The organism is Pseudoxanthomonas kaohsiungensis, from assembly GCF_010211765.1.
GTDB lineage: Bacteria > Pseudomonadota > Gammaproteobacteria > Xanthomonadales > Xanthomonadaceae > Pseudoxanthomonas > Pseudoxanthomonas kaohsiungensis.
The window spans coordinates 126384-146243 of record NZ_PDWO01000003.1; the positions used below are offsets into that span (position 1 = coordinate 126384).

The following is a 19860-nucleotide window of genomic DNA, read 5'->3' on the forward strand; positions in this document are numbered from 1 at the left end:
GTCAGCCGCCGGACTTGCTATGCTTGAAGTACTCGGCAAACGAGCTGGCGAAGAAAGCGGTGAATGCCATCTGTGTCCCGGCCAGCAGTGCGGCGAGCGACGAGACGAACGGCCGCAGGAACTTGCCGTACTCCAGCGAGGCATAGCCCACCCTGGCCCACTCCGAGAAGCACCACCAAGCCCCTGCAAGGCCACCAAGCACTGCAATGAGCGCGAGCACCAGCATCAGCTCCAGGCTGGTTGCCAGCGACATCCAGACCCGGGTTTCGCGCCGGATACCGAAGATCGATGCGAACCCGCGCGACAGCACGCCAAACAGCAGTATCTGGACCGCCAGCACCGCGATCATGGTGAAGCCGACGAAGCTGTGCACATCCAACGCGAGATCCGACATCACCTCACGCGGCCCCGACCAAAGCCACGCCATGCCTCCCACGCCGATCGCGAGCAGGACCAACCCGGGAACCAGGTAGAGGTAGCGCGGCGAGAAGATCAAAAGGAATCGCAGATGGCGCCAGCCATCGCGCCAGGTGCGCAGATGCGGGGGGCGCGAACGACCGTCGGGCTTGAGCGTGGTGGGGACCTCGTCGATGCGCAGCTGCGACAGCGCCGACTTCACGACCATCTCGCTTGCGAACTCCATTCCCGGCGTCACGAGCTTGAGGCTACGGATACTTTCGCGATTGAAGCCGCGCAGTCCGCAGTGGAAGTCTCCGATAGGCACATTGAAGAACAGGCGCCCGAGAAAGCTGAGCACGGGGTTGCCAAGGTATTTGTGCAGGAATGGCATCGCGCCTTCGGCGATGCCGCCTTTGAAACGGTTGCCCATTACCAGATCGGCGCCCGCGCGCAGGCGCTCGACGTACGGCATCAGGTTGGAGAAGTCGTAGCTGTCATCGGCGTCGCCCATGATCACGAAACGGGCGCGCGAGGCCTCAATACCTCCCAGCAGAGCCGCGCCGTAACCACGCGCAGGCACGTCCACCACGACCGCACCATTGGCGCGTGCAATATCCTGCGATCCGTCCGTGCTACCGTTGTCGGCGATCATCACCTCGCCGTCGACGCCGGAACTGGCCAAAAACGCCTTGGCTTTCTTGATGCAGATTTCGAGTGTCTCTGCCTCATTGAGGCAGGGCATCAGTATGGTCAGTTCCATGTAACCCGCTTCGGTAGTTTCATTGGCTTGCGAAAGATAGCGGGTCACTGCCCTCCAAGCAATGACGGGCAATCACCTCCAGCTGCTCCTCCCGACCCACTTTCCCTGTCGTCGTCGAGACCGGCGGGGCACCGCAGCTGGCCGCATCCGGACCTTGTCGGCGACCTAGGACCTAGGCCGACAACATCCAGCGGATTGTTTCCTTCAGGGGGATGTCCGGAAGGTGGCCAATGGCCTCGACGAGGTGGCGGTTCGAGCCCACGAGCCGGCGCACTTCGTTTGCGCGCACAAAGGCAGGATTCAGCCGGATCTCGATCGGGCGTCCGACCAGGTCCGCCGCCATCGCCACGACCTCGCGCAACGAATGGGCCTGTCCCGAGCAGATATTGAACACCCCACCCAGGGGCCGCGTCTCAACCAAACGACGGTATGCGAATGCCACACTGCGAACATCGAGAAAATCACGCCAAACATCGATGTTGCCCAGCTCGATAGCGTCGGCGCCATCACGGAAGTGCTTGACGATCTTCGGCAAGAGGAAGTTGTCCCCCTGCCCGACGCCGGTGTAATTGAACGGCCGGGTGACCACGATGGGCAAACGCTGTGCCCACAGCCGAGCCATGTACTCCATCGATATCTTGCTGACAGCGTAGTCGTTCTGCGGGTCCGGCGGCGTCGATTCGGTAATCGGCTCGACTTGGGCGTTCCCGTAGATGTTTGCGCTGCTGGCGATAAGCACCAGCTCCGGCTTGCGTGGCGCGCTTGCAAGCGCCTCGAGGAGATTGCGCGTCCCCAGCACATTGACGCCATAGATTGCATCGACATCGCCGTGCGCGACGAAAGCGATCGCAGCCAGATGAATCACCACGTCCGCGTCCGCCCAGGCTACTCCATCTTCAACTGCGGCCCGATCGGTGAGATCCACGGCCCTGCAATCGTCGCGGTCGACTTCACCCTGGCCAAAGCCCACCACGTCGTAGCCGACCTGCGCCAGCTCGGCAGCGACGTAGCGTCCGGTGAACCCGGTCAGACCAGTGACGAGCGCGCGCGGGCGGCGGTCAGAACGAGAAACCACGTTCGTTCCTGCGCAAATCGGCCTCGACCATCATTCGGCACAGTTCCTCCAGGGTGGTCCTGGGCTCCCAACCAAGCTCCCTGCGCGCCTTAGCCGGATTACCGATCAGAAGATCGACTTCGGCGGGCCGGTGGAACTTGGGATTGATGCGAACAAGAGTCTTGCCCGTCTGCGCACACAGGCCCACCTCGCGCTCGGCCTCGCCTTCGAAACGGATGTCGATATCGACGGCCCTGAATGCCAACGTGACGAAATCGCGCACAGTCACGGTGCGATTTGTCGCCAGCACGTACGTATCCGGCTTTTCGGCCTGCAGCATGCGCCACATGCCTTCCACATACTCCTTCGCGAAACCCCAGTCGCGCTTGGCGTCAAGATTTCCCAGCTCGATCATATCGAGCTTGCCCAGTTTGATCTTCGCGACCGAGTCGGTGATCTTGCGGGTCACGAACTCGCGTCCGCGCAGCGGGGATTCGTGATTGAAAAGGATTCCGCTGCAGCCGAAGATGTCGTAGGACTCACGGTAGTTCACCGTGATCCAGTGTGCGTACAGTTTCGCTACGCCGTACGGGCTGCGTGGATAGAACGGCGTATCTTCCAGCTGGGGTACGGCTTGCACCTTGCCGAACATCTCCGACGTGGATGCCTGGTAGAAGCGGATTCCGCGGTCCACCACTCGAATCGCCTCGAGCAGGTTGAGCGCGCCGACCCCTGTGATCTGGGCCGTCGCTGCCGGCTGGTCGAATGACACTCCGACAAAGCTCTGTGCGGCGAGGTTGTACACCTCGCTGGCGCCACTGCTGTGCAGCAGGCGGATGCTGGAACCAAGATCGAGCAGGTCGTGTTCCACCAACTCGAGGTTCGGGTGCGATTGGATGCCCAGTTCCTCGATGCGCCAGTTGTTGACCGAGCTGGTCCGGCGATAGGTTCCGTAGACTTTGTAGCCCTTTTCCAGCAACAGCTGTGCCAGATAAGCGCCATCCTGCCCGGTCACACCTGTAACGATCGCCTTTTTCATGCCTAAACGGTCCTTTGCATTGATGATGGGCCAACGGGCCCATTCGACAGGTTCGATCGACCTGCGGAAGGAGCGCCCGAGGGACCCGCTGCCAATTGTAAGCCAGCGGTGCCCGCGAATTCTCGCGGGCCCTGCCAGCCATTTTCCCGAAGCCCGGTCACGAGCCGTCCGAGGCCCGGATCAGATCCTGCACGCGCTGGAGTCGCTCGTCATCTCCCTGAGGCAGCGCGAGGATATTGATGAACCCCGTGGAATCAATCGTGATGTCGGTCTCAAGCCGGTGACGCACCCGCGCCTCATCCAGCACGACTAGCGCGGGGTTGCCCTCGCTTACCTCGAACATGCGATAGCCCAGGGCATTCAGGCGAGTCCACAGCTCCATCGCATCCGAACCGGCGTTGGCTAGACCATAGGGCCAGAACTCCAGCAACCAGACCGGACGCCAGCCGTCTGCCAGGAGCTGCTTGGCGCCCTCCAGGATCCACCCCTCCGAGCCCTGGGTATCGGACTTGATGAGTGTGGGCAATGGCTCTCCATTGCCGTAGAGAGCATCCAGTGGCTCCACCGGCACCGAGGTCGCATCGCGAACCGATCCGTCGTCGAAGAGACGGTGGTCTCCAAGGTTGCTGCTCGATCGGAACAGACTCAGATGCTCCGAGCGGGCACCCACGGCCATTCGCTCGATACGAACGTTGGCGTGGAGCGAATTGCGTCGGACGTTCCGGGCCAGAAGCGCGCTATTGGCCTCATCGGGCTCGAACGAGCGCACCTGCCCGCCCTCGCCCACCAGCCAAGAAGCCAGGACCGAGTACCATCCAATGTTTGCGCCGATATCCAGGACGCGATCGCCTGGCAGGCAGACCCGTCGAAACACTTCGGTTTCGAACGGCTCCCATATCCCGTCGCGGACCAGATCCCCCGATATGTATTGATCGACGCAGCGATGGGTCTCGAATGGGAACCTGCTCATGCCTGGAACATCGGCATCGACGAACCAGGCGGCCTGCTTACCGGGCATCAGTCGATCGGCCAACCATCGCAACGTGGCCGGATGGCCCGCGGCCGCTTCGACAAGGTGATAGCGCGCCGGCTCGTATAGACGGTCAACCGGGAACATGGGGAAGTCCGTAGCCAGATCCTGGCGTACGAAGAAGGCGTTGGCACCGCTCAGGCTGCAGCCAACCAGGCGGTAGCCCTGCAATTGATCCACCCAGAACTGCAGCGACGCGCCGAAGTAGTCATCGCCAAGCCACTGGTGCTCAGCGTTGTACGCCATGGCGAGCGATGTCGGCGGCCGAAACTTCGCGTTGTACTCCACACACAACAACTTCGGCGCGAGCACTGACAACAATCTTGCCATCACATGGGCGTCGTTGCCGCCAATGTCGACCGAAAGAAAATCAAGCTCGCGCGTCCCGGCAAATGAAGCAGCATCGTCCGCCAGCGCGGCAGCATTCTCGGTCGTGACGAAAGTACGCAGGACCAGCAGTTCGTCGAACGCAGTGGAGCCAAGTGCGGCCCGGATCGCCGCCACATTCGCCTGGCTACCATCGATCCAGACTCCTCGGAATCCATCCAACAAAAGCTGGTGAGTGCAGTTCTCCCGACCATTTCCGCAGCCAACTTCGAGAAAAGTATGCGTCAATGGCGTGACGTGACTGATTCGTCGCAGGCATTCCCGGATGATCCCATCCTCGTCGCATCGCGAGTAGCTCTTCCAGCCTTGCGCTGCGGGATTTCCGGGCATGGCCGCGGCGACCGCCGCACGTAGCGCTTCTAGCTCACTTTCAACAGCACTCATGTATCACTCCGGTCCCCTCAGTCGATCTGGCTCAAACTCGCACTACTGGGCACATAGCAGATGCCCCACAGATCCCGGAACGCATTTCCTTCCGGCTCGGCCACACTGAACCTTGCGCCACCAACGCAGTAGTCAATCACCGACTCCACGACCATCTGCGTATCGCGCAAAGTCGACTTCGACATCAGTGAAATCCCTGCGGCGAAATTGTACTCACCCGGCGTGAGGGGGCATGCGAAGCGGAAGTCGATGGCGTAGCGATGGCCGGGCACGCACTGCGCGATCTCAATCCCACTCGCGAGGGAGCTCAGATGCAGAATCTGGCGACCGCTGGGATCCATCACGCCCAGATTCAATGCGACGGCACCCTCGACGGAACGCGCAGCGTGGAAGTGGACGCGGACATGCGCCTCTTCGCCAAACGGCTGGGAATCCGTCTCCTGGCTAGCCGCATCCACCAGCACGATGTCATCGACCCGCATCTCTCCACTGCCGGTCCGCAGCGGCTCCACGCGTTCGGCGAAAGCCTGTTGACGAGCCCGATCGAAATGGTGCGAGGCCGCCCGCACGATCTCCGGAGCATTCGTTGAACCTGCAACGGAAGCCCCGTCGCCGGCCTCCGCCTTGACGACCGCTTGTGTTTCATAGCCCGCGCGCACCGAACGACTGAATACGTCGCTTTGATAGGCCGCTCCCACCGCGGTCGAGCTGCCGAACATGCGTACCTTGCCGCGATCCATCCAGACCGCCTGATTGCAAAGGGCACGGACCGCGTCCGCCGCATGCGTTACATAGAGGAACGTGACGCCATCATCGAGCATCGCCCGAATCTTGTGCATGCATTTGTTCTGGAAGTATGCGTCGCCGACGCTCAGCGCCTCGTCCACGATGAGGATGTCGGGTCGCACGTACACGGCGCAGGCAAAGCCCAAGCGCACGGCCATACCGCTGCTGTAAGTACGTACCGGATGGTCGATCGCATCCTGCAGTTCGCTGAAGCGCAGGATCGGCTCGACGGCCTCATCAATCTCGTCCTGCCGCATGCCATGCAACATGCAGAACTGCGAAACGTTCTCGCGCCCCGTCAGATCCGGATTGAAACCGGCGCCAAGCTCCAGCAACGCCGACACCCGCCCCGCAACTCGGGCGGTTCCGGCGGTAGGCGTCAGCACGCCCGCCAGCACCTTGAGCAAGGTGCTCTTTCCGCTGCCATTCTCACCGACGATACCCAATCGGCCACCGCGCTCCAGCACCAGCGACACATCTTCCAGCGCACGCGTTTCTCGCGCGTAGCGACGCGACCCGGTCAGCAACTCATATAGACGATGCTTCGGGTTTGCATAGGTACGATAGAACTTGCTGACGTTCGCAAGCTCTATGACGGGAGCGGACGCTTGTGTGCCAGGGGTGGAGTGCTGTTCAGACATCCGCGAACCCAGCCTTCAACTTGTTGAAAACATGCATGCCGGCGATAAAAGTCACGCCGGCAAAGCAGCCGAAAATCGCGACATAGGACCAGGGCATAGGCTCTACGCCAAGCACCGCCAATCGCGAGGATTCCACCATGTAATAGAACGGATTGAAGTGAATTACGATGTTGCGGAACCACATCGGCCCATCTTCCGCCATGTTCACCGGGTACAGAATCGGGGTGAGCCAGAACATGATCGTGGTGAGCACCGGAACCAATTGACCGAGGTCCGGAACGAACATGGCGATCGAGGAGAACAGGTACGAGACGCCCACGGTCATGAGGATTGCCAAGCCCCAGATGACGAAGAATGCCCACGCGTCGGGCGACGGAGCCACGCCCTTGGTCACCAGCAGGAAGACGATGATGGCGAACATCACCACCTGACTGATCAGCGCCGATGCGATCGGGACAAGCGGAATCACCCAGACCGGAAAGGCAATCTTGGTAATGAGGTAGTGGTACTCGCGCAGTATTGTGGTGCTGCGCGACGAGACTTCCGTAAACAGGGCCCACAATGAAAAAGGCACGAAATAGAACAACGCGAACGGGACATCGCCGTAGCGCGTGCCCATGCGGCCCGTCATCAAGACAGAAAAGACCACCACATTGACCAGCGCGAACAACAAAGGAAGCGCGACGCTCCAGATAGCACCCGCAAAGGAGGTCGCGTAGCGCGTGCGAATGTCGCGCCTGGCCAACATGATCGTCAGGCGGAGCCCCTCGGCCAGCCCGACATTTGACTGATTCTGCATTAGCTTTCTCGCACGCGTGATTTTCTGGCCACGAACTCGTCAACGAACGCCGTGAGTTTCCGGCGGATCACGGACGGGTCGAAAGCGCCCACATAGCGCTGCGCGCGTCCGGAAAAATCGGCATACCCCCCCTCGATCCATTGCGCGGAGGAAACCTCTCCGATCACCTGTGACAAAGCGTCGGCCAGTGCACGCCTGTTGCCCGTCTCGACCAACGTACCAAGACCACCACAGATACTGGGCAAGTTCGAGTTGTCGTAGGTGATCACGCGACACCCGCTTGAAAGCGCCTCAATGACGGGAACGCAGAAACCTTCGTGATACGTCGGCAGGGCGAAAATATCCGCAGAAGTCAGCACCTCATGCTTCTTCTCGCCGGACGCGTTTCCGTGCAGCTCGACGGTCAGGCGACCCGCATCCTTTGCGCCAATCCGGGCAACCTCATCGCGCAACTCGGCAACCAAGGTCTGGTCCGAGAACGCAATATTGCCGATCAAATCCAGGTGGATACGCGGCGCTGACGGGGACGCGGCGACCTCGACCAGCGCCGACAACAACTCGAGCGGGCCCTTCGCCTTGACGAAGCGACCGATGAACGCAATGCGCACGACACCATCGTCCGAACTGGGTTTGTGCTTGGGCGGCTGCAGATCCGTGCTCACCGCAAGCGGCATGACCGAGTGGGGCGTACTGATTCCCTGTGCTCGCAGGACCTCCAGATTGGTCTGGCTGTCGCAGAGCACGTGGTCGGCCCAAGCCATGTTGCCGATCTGCCGCATCGACTTGTCTATCAACTCCTGCCCTTGCGGAGGCACCAGTTCACGAGGAGTGACATTGTGAAATACAACGATGCGTCCGGCACCCACCGGGGTTACCGGAAGCGCATCGAACAGCGGCGAGAATATCCCGAAGTGGAAGACCGCCAGCTCGCAGCTTTGAAAGTATGGATCGAACACGACCTCGCCAACGCCGTTCACGACGCGGTGCGGGACATCTTCATAGTCGCACTTGTAGCAAAACAACCTTACATCGTGGCCACTCTCGAGCAGCCAAGTGACCTCATCCCTGATGGCCTTGGAAATGGCGTCGTGCTCTACGCAGACGCCATTCAAATAGGCAATTCTCATATGGACGCTTCGGCCGAGGTTCGCCCAAGGATCCCAACGACACCTTCACTCATGCTAGCGGCCGAGAACCTGTGTTCGTACGCCTTGCGACCGACTGCACCCAGGCGTTGCCGCAGCCCGTCATCGGTCACGAGCCGATCGAGCGCATTGAGTAAGGCCGAGCTATCGCCCGGAGCAACGAGCAAACCAGTCACTTCGTCTTCGATAATTTCGGCCATCCCGCCGATCGAGCAGCCCACGATCGGCTTGCCGAACATCATCGCCTCCAGATGCACGAGACCGAACGATTCGAATCGCGATGGCGCGACGATGATATCGGAGCATGCGTAGAAACCGCGCAGCGCCTGCTCATCAACCTCACCATGAAAAACCAGCCGCGACCGATCATACTTTCCCTTTGCGCGCTTCTCGAACTCAAGGCGGTACGTCGACCCGCCCTCGGCCGGAATCGTGTCATTTCCGACTACGTCGATATGCAGGTTCGGATGCCGAGCCAGCAAGTCGGCCGCGATATCAAGAAAGACATCAATACCCTTGCGCGACTCCAGGCGGCCGATGAACGTCAGGCGCACCGCGCCAGCGGCTATCGGCGACGGGACGATCGCGTCGGAAGGCACCATATCCTCAAGTCCCAGATGCACCACATCCAGCCGCTGGGAATCGAACTTCATCTGGTACCGCCGCTCGATCTCCTCCGCGATGGCGGCGCTGATCGCATGGATCCGGTCGCTCTCGATCAATACCCTGCGCTCGAGCGCGAGCATCGGCTTGGCGAAACTTTCCATGAAGTCCGCATCTACACGCTTGTCCGGATTGGCGTCGAGATAGAACTCGAGCGTCGTTTGCAGGCTGTGCACGATCGGGAAACGATGATCCTCCAGGAAGGCAATGCCCTCCACGTCCCAAATCGGCGCATAAACCGCGTCAATAGCGCGCCGCGAAGCGATCTCAACCGCCTCCATGAACATCGTGCGCGAGTGATTCCAAATGTGGCCCGGCACCTGCAACGTTGCCGGCACGGGATGGTCTTTGGCGACGATCCGGTGCACCCAGACCCCCTCCTCGAAATCAACCCGGTCATGGCCCTCGCCGGTCGTGAGTACGTGCACCTGATGCCCCTGGCTACCGATGGCGCGCGCCAAGTGATGGATGTACCGGCCGATGCCGCCGATGCTGGCTGGCGGATACGTCTTGGAAAGAAAGACGAAGCATCTCTGCTCTGCGGCGGGCAGGATAGTGGGGAATCGCTTGAATCCATCGACACCTTTCAGCGAATCGGCCGGGACCAAGCGGCGCTCCTGCGAAACACCGCGCGACCATCCTTCGCGGAAAGCCCGATCCACTTCGTCCTCGTAGCGCTCCAGGTACTCCACACCGAGAATTCCTTCGTTCACGGCCCAGCGCACGTGCGTGCGGAACTCCTCTACCAATGCCGTGATGACGTCTTTTACCTGGTCTAGCGTCGAATGCAACCGACCGTTCGTCAAGGAGAAGTAGGTCTTGTTCTTCACCAGCGAGTACCAGCTGGTAAGGACTTTCGACTCGTTCCGAATGTGGCTTGGCATGAACTTATGGTGGATGAACCCATTGTCCATCTGGGCGACCTTCCAGCCGTTGTCGACGAAACGGCAGATGATGTCGCTCTCGTCCAGAAAGTACTCGTACTCTTCGTCGAACCCGCCCACTTCAACGATGGCGCTGCGCCGGAAGGCACTATTGGCCATTACGTGCGGGAAGTTGGCCGTGTACGGAAAATTGAGCGCCGGCGACGGACCATGGAACGAAGTGTTTGCCGCGCCGAACCGGTCCATGACCCCGTAGCGCCACTGGTAGGTCTTGCCGGTATGGTCGTGAAGGAAGCCGCCGGCCACGGCGACCTCAGGATCTTCGAAGGCGGGGATTACATCGTCGAGCCACTCGGGCTCAGGCACCGAATCATCGTCCAGGAACGCGACGATCTCGCCCGACGACATCTGGATGGAGATGTTGCGCGATTTGGAGAGGTTTCGCACATCGCAGGTGCCATACCTGATCCTGGAACCCCAGGCTTCGCACAGCTCATGGGTACCGTCGCGGGTCGGCCCGGCGACCACGATGACTTCGAAATTCGGATACCGCAGGTACTGAAGACTTTCCAGGCACTGAGCCAGGGAAGCTGCGCGACCATCGGTATTGATGATGACGGAAACAGTGGGACGCTGGGTCATGGGTACGCTCTTCAGGAATTGGGACGCTTGGCGCTGATCTCGAACTCCTTGCAACCCGCATTCTCGCGATTGCTGGAGAGCACGATCACGTCCTCGAATCCGGCCTCTTCCAACAGTTTGGCAAGCGAGTTCGGAGTGAACAGCGCATAGTGGAAATCACCGTCGTAGTCCTGGCCCCCCAGGAAGACCGCGCGCAGCTGGTCGAAGCTGTATTCGCCCTTGTTGTAGGCCTCGATCGTCCCCTGGGCATCTGGCACCACCGCCGCGAATCGACCGCCGGGCTTGATCAGACCCCGCCAGTAAGGAAACAACTGGCGCACGAGCTGCTCCTGCGGGAAGTGCTCGATCACATGGGCCGAAAAGATCTCGTCCACCTCTCCTGCCGCGAAGGGAAGGCTGCCGAGGTCGGCAACTACATCTACGCCCGGAATATCGCGCTGATCGACGTTTACGTAACCATCGAGCGCGACATGTCCGCACCCCATGTTGATCCTAAGCGAGGACCGCTTCCGCGCTTCGTCCACCTTTGCTCGATTGATAACCCGGGCTTCCACCTTCGCACCAGGCGAGATCTCGTGCGATCGCGCGCCGTATCGCATCTCGAACATCAGCTCGCTACGCACGAATTCGACGCGCCCCAGCAGGTACTCGACCGACTCTCGAATTCCGCTCAAGCCAACCGCCGTCTCCGATGCAGCCTGCGCGGCCTGCACAACCAGCGCAAGCTCACCTTCCAAACGCTCATGCCCGCCCTTCAAGCGCTCATTCTCGCCAAGCAAGATCTCATGCTTCTCCAGCAGTTGGGCCTGCAGCGCACGCATCGTCTCGATTTCGCCCTTGACCACGCCATTGAACTCGACCTGCTCGCGGCGCAGGGCACGCAGCGCAACAGCGTGCGCCTCTTGCAAGGCCTCGATCTCGGCCTTGACCGAACCATCCAGCTCGACCTGTTCTCGTCGCAGGGCACGCAGCGCAACAGGCAAGGCATCTCCGATACCCTGCTGCATGATCTGTTGCCGGCCATTCACGTCCGACAGCGCATGCAGCATCCCGGGAAGCTGCTGCGTTTCGAAGACATGCTGTCGCTGCTGGTAGTACGGCGAACGTACGACCGCCGCCATGATGCGAACGGGCTTGCCAATAAAGCGCATGTTACTGAGGCGCCGCGCAACGTTTCTAATGGTCTGCTTGATGGTCATAGGGTTGAAGGCTTCCATAATTTCTTGAATGCAGCCTCGCTCAGCCAGCCTGATGGCTCTGCCAACGCCAGGCGTCGACGCACATGTCCGACAGAGCCAAACGCGCACGCCAGCCAAGTTCGCGGTAGGCGTGCGACGGGTCAGCCCAGCATTCGGCGACGTCTCCAGGACGCCGCGCTGCTACCTGGTACGGAATCGACCGGCCGCTGGCAGCCTCGAAGGCACGGATCATCTCCAGCACCGACGTACCTTTCCCGGTGCCCAGATTGACTGCCAGCACGCCTTCGCGCTGCCGCAACCGCGCGAGTGCGGCGAGATGGCCGGCGGCGAGATCGACGACATGGATGTAATCGCGCACGCCAGTGCCATCGGGTGTCGGGTAGTCGTCGCCGAATACGTTCAACCGCGGCAGACGCCCCACAGCAACCTGGCTGATGTACGGCATGAGATTGTTCGGTGTGCCGCGCGGATCCTCACCGATCAAACCGCTCGCATGTGCGCCCACCGGATTGAAGTAACGCAAGAGCGCGATGCGCCATTCCGAGTCGGCGATGCCGAGGTCCCGCAGCATGTCCTCGACCATAAGTTTTGAACGGCCGTAGGGATTCGTCGCCGCCAACGGACTATCTTCGCGTAACGGCATCGCTGCCGATGCAGCGCCATACACGGTCGCCGACGACGAAAAAACCAGAGTGCGGCACGCCGATGTGCGCATCGCCTCGACCAGCCTGACCGTACCGATGAAGTTGTTGTCGTAGTACTCGATCGGCTTGTCGACGGACTCACTGACCGCCTTGAGACCCGCGAAGTGGATAACGCCCGTGAATTTACCGACCTCGAACAAGCGATCGAGGAGCTCACGATCGCGCACATCGCCTTCGATTAGTTCCGGCTTGAAACCGACAAGTGATTCGAGTCGGCCAATCACGCCGGGATTGGCATTGCTGAAATTGTCCAGAATGGTGTAGCGGATACCCGCTTCGGCCAGCGCGACACACGTATGAGAGCCGATATAGCCAGCCCCGCCGGTCACCAGGATTCGATCGGTCATACAAAGCTCCGGAGTGCGGGCACAGCTGCTGGGACACCCGTCGATACTGCGCGGCTGCCTGCCGAACGCATGGCGAGGCTCTCGCGCAGTCCCGCCGCCCTTTTCCCGCCCGTCGCGGCGGCGCCCAAAGCAGCGGCTGCCGACGACCATCCTGCTTGCGTATCGGTCATCAGATCCTTCCAGCGGCACTAGCATCGGCGACGCGCGATTCTAGCATCGTTCCCAAGCCTGCCTGGCCCCTGAAAAGCAGGGCTGCGTGCCGCAATACGCAGCGAAAGCGGCCGCCCGCGGGCCCTCTGTCAACGCAGTCAAGGTGAGCCCCGAGCCTGGCCGGAGAAATCCTCAGCACAGATGCCCGAGCACCTCTGTCAGGCTTCGATCCCGTCAACACCGCTGCACCCGTGCGACAGCGCCCAGCAATTCGCGTGCGCTTGCTTCCCATGTGATAGCCACCGCGGCACTCGGGCGCGGGACCGCTCCTTGCCGCCTCAGCTCCAGCCAGTCGAGCAGCGCGCCCTCCACTCCGTCAGCACCCGGCTCACTGAAGAAGAACGCCCCATCGCCAGCTACTTCGCGGAACTCAGGCAAGTCGCGAAGGAGCATCGGGAGGCCATGCTGCGCCGCCTCCACGATCGGCAGGCCGAAGCCCTCCCCATAGGAGCAGAAGAGAAGACCATCGGCCGATCGATAACAATCATGGACTTCGTCGTCAGTGGCGCTACGCAACCAATTCAGGCGACGACCCAGTTCGGGGTGCGCCTCCAGCCTGGAGAGGAAATCCCTCAAACCCCAGCCATAACGCCCAACAATCGTCAGACTAATGCCGGAGTCCGGCGACGCGATCCAGATGCGATCGAAAGCATCCAGCGCGTCCACATACCCCTTGCGCGGCTCGACGGTCCCCACCATCAGGAACTTGGCCGAGTCATCACACTGCACGACTTTGCGGCCGGGCGCCTGGCCGCCACGATTCGGCACGCCCAGTCGAAAACTGTCTACCGTGATCCCCGCCTTGCGCCCAGAGCGAGCTGACATCCAGCGCAGAAAGCGGTGCGCAACGGATTGGGAGATGCATAGTGCGCCGTCGGCGAGGTCGCCAACCACGTCCAGCCATTGTGCGAACGACCTGCTGATGTGCTCCGGCACGCAGTGCGGCAGGTCGATCGGGAGAAGATCGTAGACGACCACGTTAATCTGGACGCCCGCGCCGCGCAGGCGAGCGAGCGCATCGCGAAAGACCGCGGAATGGTCGCGCAGCAGATCCAGTCCGAGAAAGACATCGCGTTCGCGCACGCTGATGTGCCTCCCGGAAAATGAGTCGTCGAAAGGGCCAAACAGATACTCCAGGTCACGCGAGGCAGAAACGTACACGCCCTCGCGAGTCAACTGCACGGGTGCCACGCGCCAGCCCTCCGGCGGCGCCAACAGAAGCTCGGACAAGATTCCCTTGACGGTGTGCTGGATGCCGCCTTGCAGGTTCTCGATTGCCAGCTCGGTGACATCCACCAACAGCAAGGGCTCGTCACCTCGGGCCGCGGCCGGCGCGAAATCGGATTGCGAACGCAAAGTGGGAGGAGGCACAACGCCGCGGGGACGCAACAACTCGCGCACGCGGTCCAACCCCACTCGCATCAAACGAGTCGCACGCCAGGATCGGCTGTGGAGCATTCGATCCACTTCAGCCCGCGCCTGGGAAAGCGAATGCCGGGCTTCGGCCAGACGGCATCGCAACTCCCAGTTATCCCGTTTCAGGTCGCGCTCGGGAGCGGCGGACTCGAAACCCGGGCCTACTGACTGCGGGTTCACTCCATGACCTCCTGCGCTGGGATCATGATGCGAGGACATGCTCAAGCTCGGCGCGCAGATCCACCAGCGCCTCCACGCCCACGCTCAACCGCACCAGCGCATCGGAGATCCCCAGTCGCTCCCGCCGCTCCACCGGCACCGACGCATGCGTCATCACCGCCGGGTGGTTGACCAGGCTCTCCACGCCGCCCAGCGATTCGGCCAGGGTGAACAGTTCGGTGCGTTCGCAGAAGCGCTTGGCCGCGGCGAAGCCGCCCTTGAGCACGATCGAGACGATGCCGCCGAAGCCCTGCATCTGCCGCGCGGCCAGCGCGTGTTGCGGATGCGAAGACAGGCCCGGATAGATCACTTTCTCAATCGCCGGATGGGTCTCCAGCCACTGCGCCAGGGCCAGTGCGTTCTCGTTGTGGGCACGCATGCGCAAGGGCAGGGTCTTCAGCCCGCGCAGCGCGAGGAAACTGTCGAACGGCCCCTGCACGGCGCCGATCGAGTTCTGCAGGAACGCCATCTTCTCGGCCAGTTCGGCGTCCTCGCCCGCCACCACCATGCCGCCGACCATGTCGGAATGGCCGTTGAGGTACTTGGTCGCCGAATGCATGACCAGGTGCGCGCCCAGCTCCAGCGGGCGCTGCACGATCGGCGAGGCGAAGGTGTTGTCGACCACGACCAGCAGGCCGCGCCGGCGCGCGATCTCCGCCACGGCGGCGATGTCGACGATCTTCAGCATCGGGTTGGTCGGGGTCTCGATCCAGACCATGCGCGTCTTCGGCGTGATCGCGGCCTGGAACGCGGCCAGGTCGGCCAGGTCGACGAAGCTGAAGTCCAACCCGGCGCTGCGCCGGCGCACCCGCTCGAACAGCCTGTAGCTGCCGCCGTACAGGTCGTCCATCGCGATGACGTGGTCGCCACTGTCCAGCAGCTCCAGCACGGTGGAGGTCGCCGCCATCCCGGAAGCGAAGGCGAAGCCGCGGCTGCCGCCCTCCAGCGCCGCCACGCAGCGCTCGTAGGCGAAGCGGGTCGGGTTGTGGGTGCGGGAGTACTCGAAACCCTGGTGCTCGCCCGGACTGCTCTGGGCGTAGGTGGACGTCGCATAGATCGGCGGCATCACCGCCCCGGTGCTGGGGTCGGGAGCCTGGCCGCCGTGGATCGCCAGGGTGGCCAGGGCCAGCCTGCGGCCATCCGGCGAAGTATGGGGAGGGTGCTGCGACATGACCGGTCTCGTCAGAGGACCGCGGATTCTACCAGTGAAGGCTTAACGCTTCGGCTTTCCGGGGCCCCAGCCAACAGCCCGGGGACGAAACCCGGCCGGCCGCGATCCTTCGCTGGGCCGCCAGGCCCGACCGGAACGTGACCACCGTCACGGCCCCCCCCCCCCCGCAGCGGCAGCAGCCCGGTCGCCGCCCGGGACATGCTCTCGTGCCCCGGGTCGGAAGCAGCGAGAACCGGACTGGTGGAGACCGGGCCGGCCTACTGCACCCGCCGTCGCAGGTAGTTCAGCAGGTCGATCCGGGTGATCAGGCCCAGGAACCGGTCCCCGTCCGTCACGATCGCCACCTGGCCGCGGTCGAACACCGGCAGCAGCGCCTCGATCGGCGACTTCACGTCCAGCTTCTCCAGCTTGCTGACCATGGCCACCGATACCGGGTCGCGGAAGCGGGCCTCGTCGCCATAGACGTGCAGCAGCACGTCGCTCTCGTCGATGATGCCGACCAGCCGCTCGCCGTCCATCACCGGCAGCTGCGAGACGTCGTACAGCTTCATCCGCTGGTAGGCCGTGGTCAGCAGGTCCCTGGGCCCGACCACCACGGTGTCGCGCTGGCTGTACGGGCGCAGGATCAGGTCGCGCAGGTCGCCGTGCTGCGGCCGCTCGAGGAAGCCGTTGTCCAGCATCCAGTAGTCGTTGTACATCTTCGACAGGTACTTGTTGCCGGTATCGCAGACGAACACCACCACCTTCTTCGGCACGGTCTGCTCGCGGCAGTACCTCAGCGCCGCGGCCAGCAGGGTGCCGGTGGACGACCCGCCGAGGATGCCTTCCTTCGCCAGCAGCTCGCGTGCGGTGTGGAAACTCTCCGCATCGGAAATCGCATAGGCCTTCTTCACCCGGCTGAAGTCCGAGATCGGCGGCAGGAAGTCCTCGCCGATGCCCTCGACCAGCCAGCTGCCCGACTTGTCGCTGAGCACGCCCTCGTTGATGTACTGGGTGAGGATCGAGCCGACGGGGTCGGCCAGCACCAGCTCGACCTGCGGCGCCTGCTCGGCGAAGCAGCGCGACAGCCCGGTCATGGTCCCCGAACTGCCGCAGCCGAACACGATCGCATCGAATCCGCCGACTTCGGCCATCTGCGCGATGATCTCCGGGCCAGTACCGGTCTCGTGCGCCACCGGGTTGTCGGGGTTGCCGAACTGGTTGATGAAGTAGGCGCCGGGCGTCTCGGCGGCGATCTTCGCGGCCAGGTCCTGGTAGTACTCCGGGTGGCCCTTGGCCACGTCCGACCGGGTCAGCACGACCTCGGCGCCCATCGCCTTGAGGTTGAAGATCTTCTCCCGGCTCATCTTGTCGGGCACGACCAGCACCAGCTTGTAACCCTTCTGCTGGGCCACCAGCGCCAGGCCCAGGCCAGTGTTGCCCGCGGTGCCCTCGACGAGGGTCGCGCCGGGCTTGAGGTCGCCGCGGCGTTCGGCCGCCTCGATCATCGACAGGCCGATGCGGTCCTTGATCGAGCCACCGGGATTGGCGTTCTCCAGCTTCAGGTAGAGCTCGCAGACGCCGGTGTCCAGGCGCCGGGCCTTGACCATGGGCGTGCGCCCGATCAGTTCGAGCACGGAAGCGTGCGGGGCCATCATCGATCCGGTTGCATGGCCGCAGGGCGCGGCGGAACCGGGATTATCGGCCGAATGCGGCAGCCACGTCAGCGTTCGGGTCGCCCTGCTGTGTGTAGGAGCCCATCCTGATGGGCGACACGGGCGTGGAACGGCGCGAGGGTCGCGGTCGGGGGCTGCGCGTCGCCGATGAAAATCGGCTCCTACAAAGGAGCGCCGCCGCAGGCTGGAACATTGTTGTCCGGACCAGGGCGTCGTTATGGCGGCGACAGCAGGCTCCTGCGGTGCCGGCATGGGGAAGACAAGTGCGTGGGCGGTGGCGGACCGACGAGGAAGCCGCCACCGCCCACGGCATGAAGCGTGGTCGACGGGAGTCCGGGTCAGTGCGCCCGGTCGTAGATGCGCAGCAGCTTCTCCTTGGCGTGGAGCTTCTCGCGTTTCATCTGCCACAGGGTGGCGTCGTCGAGCGGCAGGACCCCGAGCTCGGCATCCATCACTTTCTTGTCCAGCGTGCGGTGTCGCTGGTAGAGCTGCTTGAACTCGGGGTCGCGCTTCATCAGCGCATCGATTTCGGCCTGTGGTTGCCCTTCGAACATGTCTGCACTCCTGGGGGTCTGCGCGCGTCCGTGCCGGAGATGCCGGCCTGCCTGGCCGGCCCATGAAAGCGAACGCCCCGGGCCTGGAGGGTCCGGGGCGTCGCGTTGTCGGAGCAGTCGTGGAGCACGATGGCCAGTTCGCCACCGGACACCTCCGGCCGGGCCTGCTGCGGCCCGACGGCGATCTCCAGTGAAGCGGACAACGGCTGCATCGGCAGAGTGCTCCGGTCAGCCAGGCAGCGAGGACGCCGCCTGGGTATCCGACCCTACGCCTGCCCCGGAGCAGTGGCAACCCGATCCGCAAGCCCTTGAATACACGGGGAAAGCAGGCGCAAACGAAGCTTTAACCAAGTCGATGGAAAGCCGTGAAAGACCGTGTAACCAAATGATGTAACTGGATTTTTCACAGCGCCGGCGAGTCGCCCTGGGGTGCTTGTCGGACCGCGGCGCCGGTCAGCGGGGCGAGCCCCGCTCTACGGGGCGACGATCACTTCGGCGGCCTTCTTGGCGCTGGCCCCGGCGGTCTTCCCCGCCGCCTGCACCTGTCCGGCCGGCACGCCGCCGGCGACCAGCGCGGCCTTCAGTGCTTCGCCCCGGGCGCGGGCGACTTGGGCGTCCTTGTCGTAGCCGTCCACCCGGACCTTCCCGCGCTTGCCGATCTGCAGGTAGGCCGCCAGGGCGCTCGCGCCGGCCTGGCCGTCGGCGCTCAGCCGGCTCTGGGCGAAGGCGGCGGCCGGCAGGGTGAACACTTCCCCGCGCGACTCGAACGTCGAAGGCGGCAGCTTGGCCCCGGACACCAGCTCGGCCTCCTGCCGGGCCAGCTGCGCCTCCTTGCGCCGCGCCGCGCTGAGCTGGGCGGTCTGCTTGCCGGTGACCGACGTCAGTGCCTGCTCGACGTCGGTGCGCGCCGCGGCCTCGGCCTCGGCGGCCAGCCGCAGGCGCTCGGCCTCCTCGGCCTGGATCTGCGACTGGATGCGCAGGCGCTCGGCCTCCTGGCGCGCGCGCTCGGCGTCGCGCCGGCTGGCCTGCAGCAGCAGCTCGCTGCGCTGCAGGTCCAGGGCGGCCAGCTCACGGCGGGCGGACTCGGCGGCCGCGGCGGTTTCGGCGATCTCGACCCGGCGCTCGGCCACGTACAGCATCCCCGCCCGCTCGCTGCGGCGGGCATCGTCCAGGCGGGCGATGGCCTGGCGGGCCTCCATCTGTTCGAAGGCGGCCATCCGGCCAACGGCCGGATCGGCCTGCAGGGTGTCCATCCGCGCCTGCAGGCGCGCCACGTCCGCGTCATCCGCCGCGCGCACGGATACGGAGGCGAGTGCGAGGCAGGCGGCGAGCAGGATCGTCAGCAGGCGGCTCATGGCGTCGCCTCCAGTCCCAGCGAGCGGCGCAAGCCGGCGATCTCGTCGCGCCGTTGCTGGACGGCCGCCTCGGCCTGGGCGCGGTCGCTGCGCACCCGGGCCAGGTCGGCATCGGCCGCCGCCTGGCGGGCCAGTTCGTCGGCCTCGCGGCGCTGGCCGCGGCTGCGCGACAGCGTCCCGGCCTGCGCCCGCACCAGGGCCTGGCGGGCCGAATCGATCAGGTCGGGGGCGTAGTGGTCGGCATCGGCGTCCTGGGCCTGTTGCACCGCCTGCTGGGCGCGCAGGACATCCGGTGAGGCGACCTGGGCATGGGCTGTGACCGCCAGCCCGGATGCGGCGACCAGCGCGCACAGGCGCCGGCGGAAGTGTGCGAAGCTAGGCTCGTTCATTGGGGAACGTCGTGTCGTTAGTGGCACG

At 63.4% G+C, this 19860-nt stretch carries 16 protein-coding genes; all 16 read right to left on the reverse strand.

Translation table 11 applies throughout. The features are described from left to right. Position 1: 1 nt before the first annotated feature. Positions 2–1207 carry a glycosyltransferase family 2 protein gene (locus CSC66_RS04865; RefSeq protein WP_202935598.1) on the reverse strand — a complete coding sequence of 402 codons (1206 nt, stop codon included), beginning with the start codon at positions 1205–1207 and terminating at the stop codon, positions 2–4. A 124-nt stretch (positions 1208–1331) separates the two neighbouring features. Beyond that, positions 1332–2234, reverse strand: a complete 903-nt coding sequence (locus CSC66_RS04870) for a GDP-mannose 4,6-dehydratase (RefSeq protein WP_162376267.1) — start codon at positions 2232–2234, stop codon at positions 1332–1334. Next, a complete protein-coding gene (gene gmd, locus CSC66_RS04875; protein WP_162376268.1) occupies positions 2218–3252 on the reverse strand; it encodes a GDP-mannose 4,6-dehydratase in 1035 nt (344 codons plus the stop codon). The genes CSC66_RS04870 and gmd overlap by 17 nt, the downstream gene beginning before the upstream one ends. Before the next feature lie 157 nt (positions 3253–3409). Then, entirely contained in the window at positions 3410–5053 is a 1644-nt protein-coding gene (locus CSC66_RS04880) for an FkbM family methyltransferase (RefSeq protein ID WP_162376269.1), read from the reverse strand. Between the two features lie 17 nt (positions 5054–5070). After that, positions 5071–6480 carry an ABC transporter ATP-binding protein gene (locus CSC66_RS04885; protein WP_162376270.1) on the reverse strand — a complete coding sequence of 470 codons (1410 nt, stop codon included), beginning with the start codon at positions 6478–6480 and terminating at the stop codon, positions 5071–5073. Further along, positions 6473–7279, reverse strand: a complete 807-nt coding sequence (locus tag CSC66_RS04890) for an ABC transporter permease (RefSeq protein ID WP_162376271.1) — start codon at positions 7277–7279, stop codon at positions 6473–6475. The genes CSC66_RS04885 and CSC66_RS04890 overlap by 8 nt, the downstream gene beginning before the upstream one ends. Further along, positions 7279–8406, reverse strand: a complete 1128-nt coding sequence (locus tag CSC66_RS04895) for a glycosyltransferase family 4 protein (RefSeq protein ID WP_162376272.1) — start codon at positions 8404–8406, stop codon at positions 7279–7281. The genes CSC66_RS04890 and CSC66_RS04895 overlap by 1 nt, the downstream gene beginning before the upstream one ends. After that, the gene (locus tag CSC66_RS04900) at positions 8403–10613 is read right to left on the reverse strand and encodes a glycosyltransferase (protein WP_162376273.1); all 2211 of its coding nucleotides are present in this window, start codon (positions 10611–10613) and stop codon (positions 8403–8405) included. Before CSC66_RS04900 ends, CSC66_RS04895 begins: the two co-directional genes overlap by 4 nt. A gap of 11 nt (positions 10614–10624) precedes the next feature. Next, positions 10625–11830 carry a class I SAM-dependent methyltransferase gene (locus CSC66_RS04905; protein WP_162376274.1) on the reverse strand — a complete coding sequence of 402 codons (1206 nt, stop codon included), beginning with the start codon at positions 11828–11830 and terminating at the stop codon, positions 10625–10627. Positions 11831–11852: 22 nt separating this feature from the next. Then, positions 11853–12863: a UDP-glucose 4-epimerase GalE gene (gene galE / locus CSC66_RS04910; protein WP_162376275.1), complete on the reverse strand. Its 1011-nt coding sequence runs from the start codon at positions 12861–12863 to the stop codon at positions 11853–11855. A gap of 384 nt (positions 12864–13247) precedes the next feature. Continuing rightward, complete coding sequence (locus CSC66_RS04915) at positions 13248–14669, reverse strand: glycosyltransferase family 4 protein (RefSeq protein ID WP_162376276.1); 1422 nt, start codon at positions 14667–14669, stop codon at positions 13248–13250. 22 nt (positions 14670–14691) lie between these two features. After that, entirely contained in the window at positions 14692–15879 is a 1188-nt protein-coding gene (locus CSC66_RS04920) for a cystathionine gamma-synthase (RefSeq protein WP_162376277.1), read from the reverse strand. Between the two features lie 257 nt (positions 15880–16136). Then, entirely contained in the window at positions 16137–17513 is a 1377-nt protein-coding gene (locus tag CSC66_RS04925) for a pyridoxal-phosphate dependent enzyme (RefSeq protein ID WP_162376278.1), read from the reverse strand. A gap of 359 nt (positions 17514–17872) precedes the next feature. Next, positions 17873–18088 (reverse strand): HP1242/YdcH family protein, encoded by a 216-nt coding sequence (locus tag CSC66_RS04930; protein ID WP_162376279.1) that lies wholly within the window; start codon positions 18086–18088, stop codon positions 17873–17875. 473 nt (positions 18089–18561) lie between these two features. Further along, the gene (locus CSC66_RS04935; protein ID WP_162376280.1) at positions 18562–19443 is read right to left on the reverse strand and encodes a hypothetical protein; all 882 of its coding nucleotides are present in this window, start codon (positions 19441–19443) and stop codon (positions 18562–18564) included. Further along, a complete protein-coding gene (locus CSC66_RS04940; protein ID WP_162376281.1) occupies positions 19440–19832 on the reverse strand; it encodes a DUF4398 domain-containing protein in 393 nt (130 codons plus the stop codon). Before CSC66_RS04940 ends, CSC66_RS04935 begins: the two co-directional genes overlap by 4 nt. Positions 19833–19860: the final 28 nt, after the last annotated feature.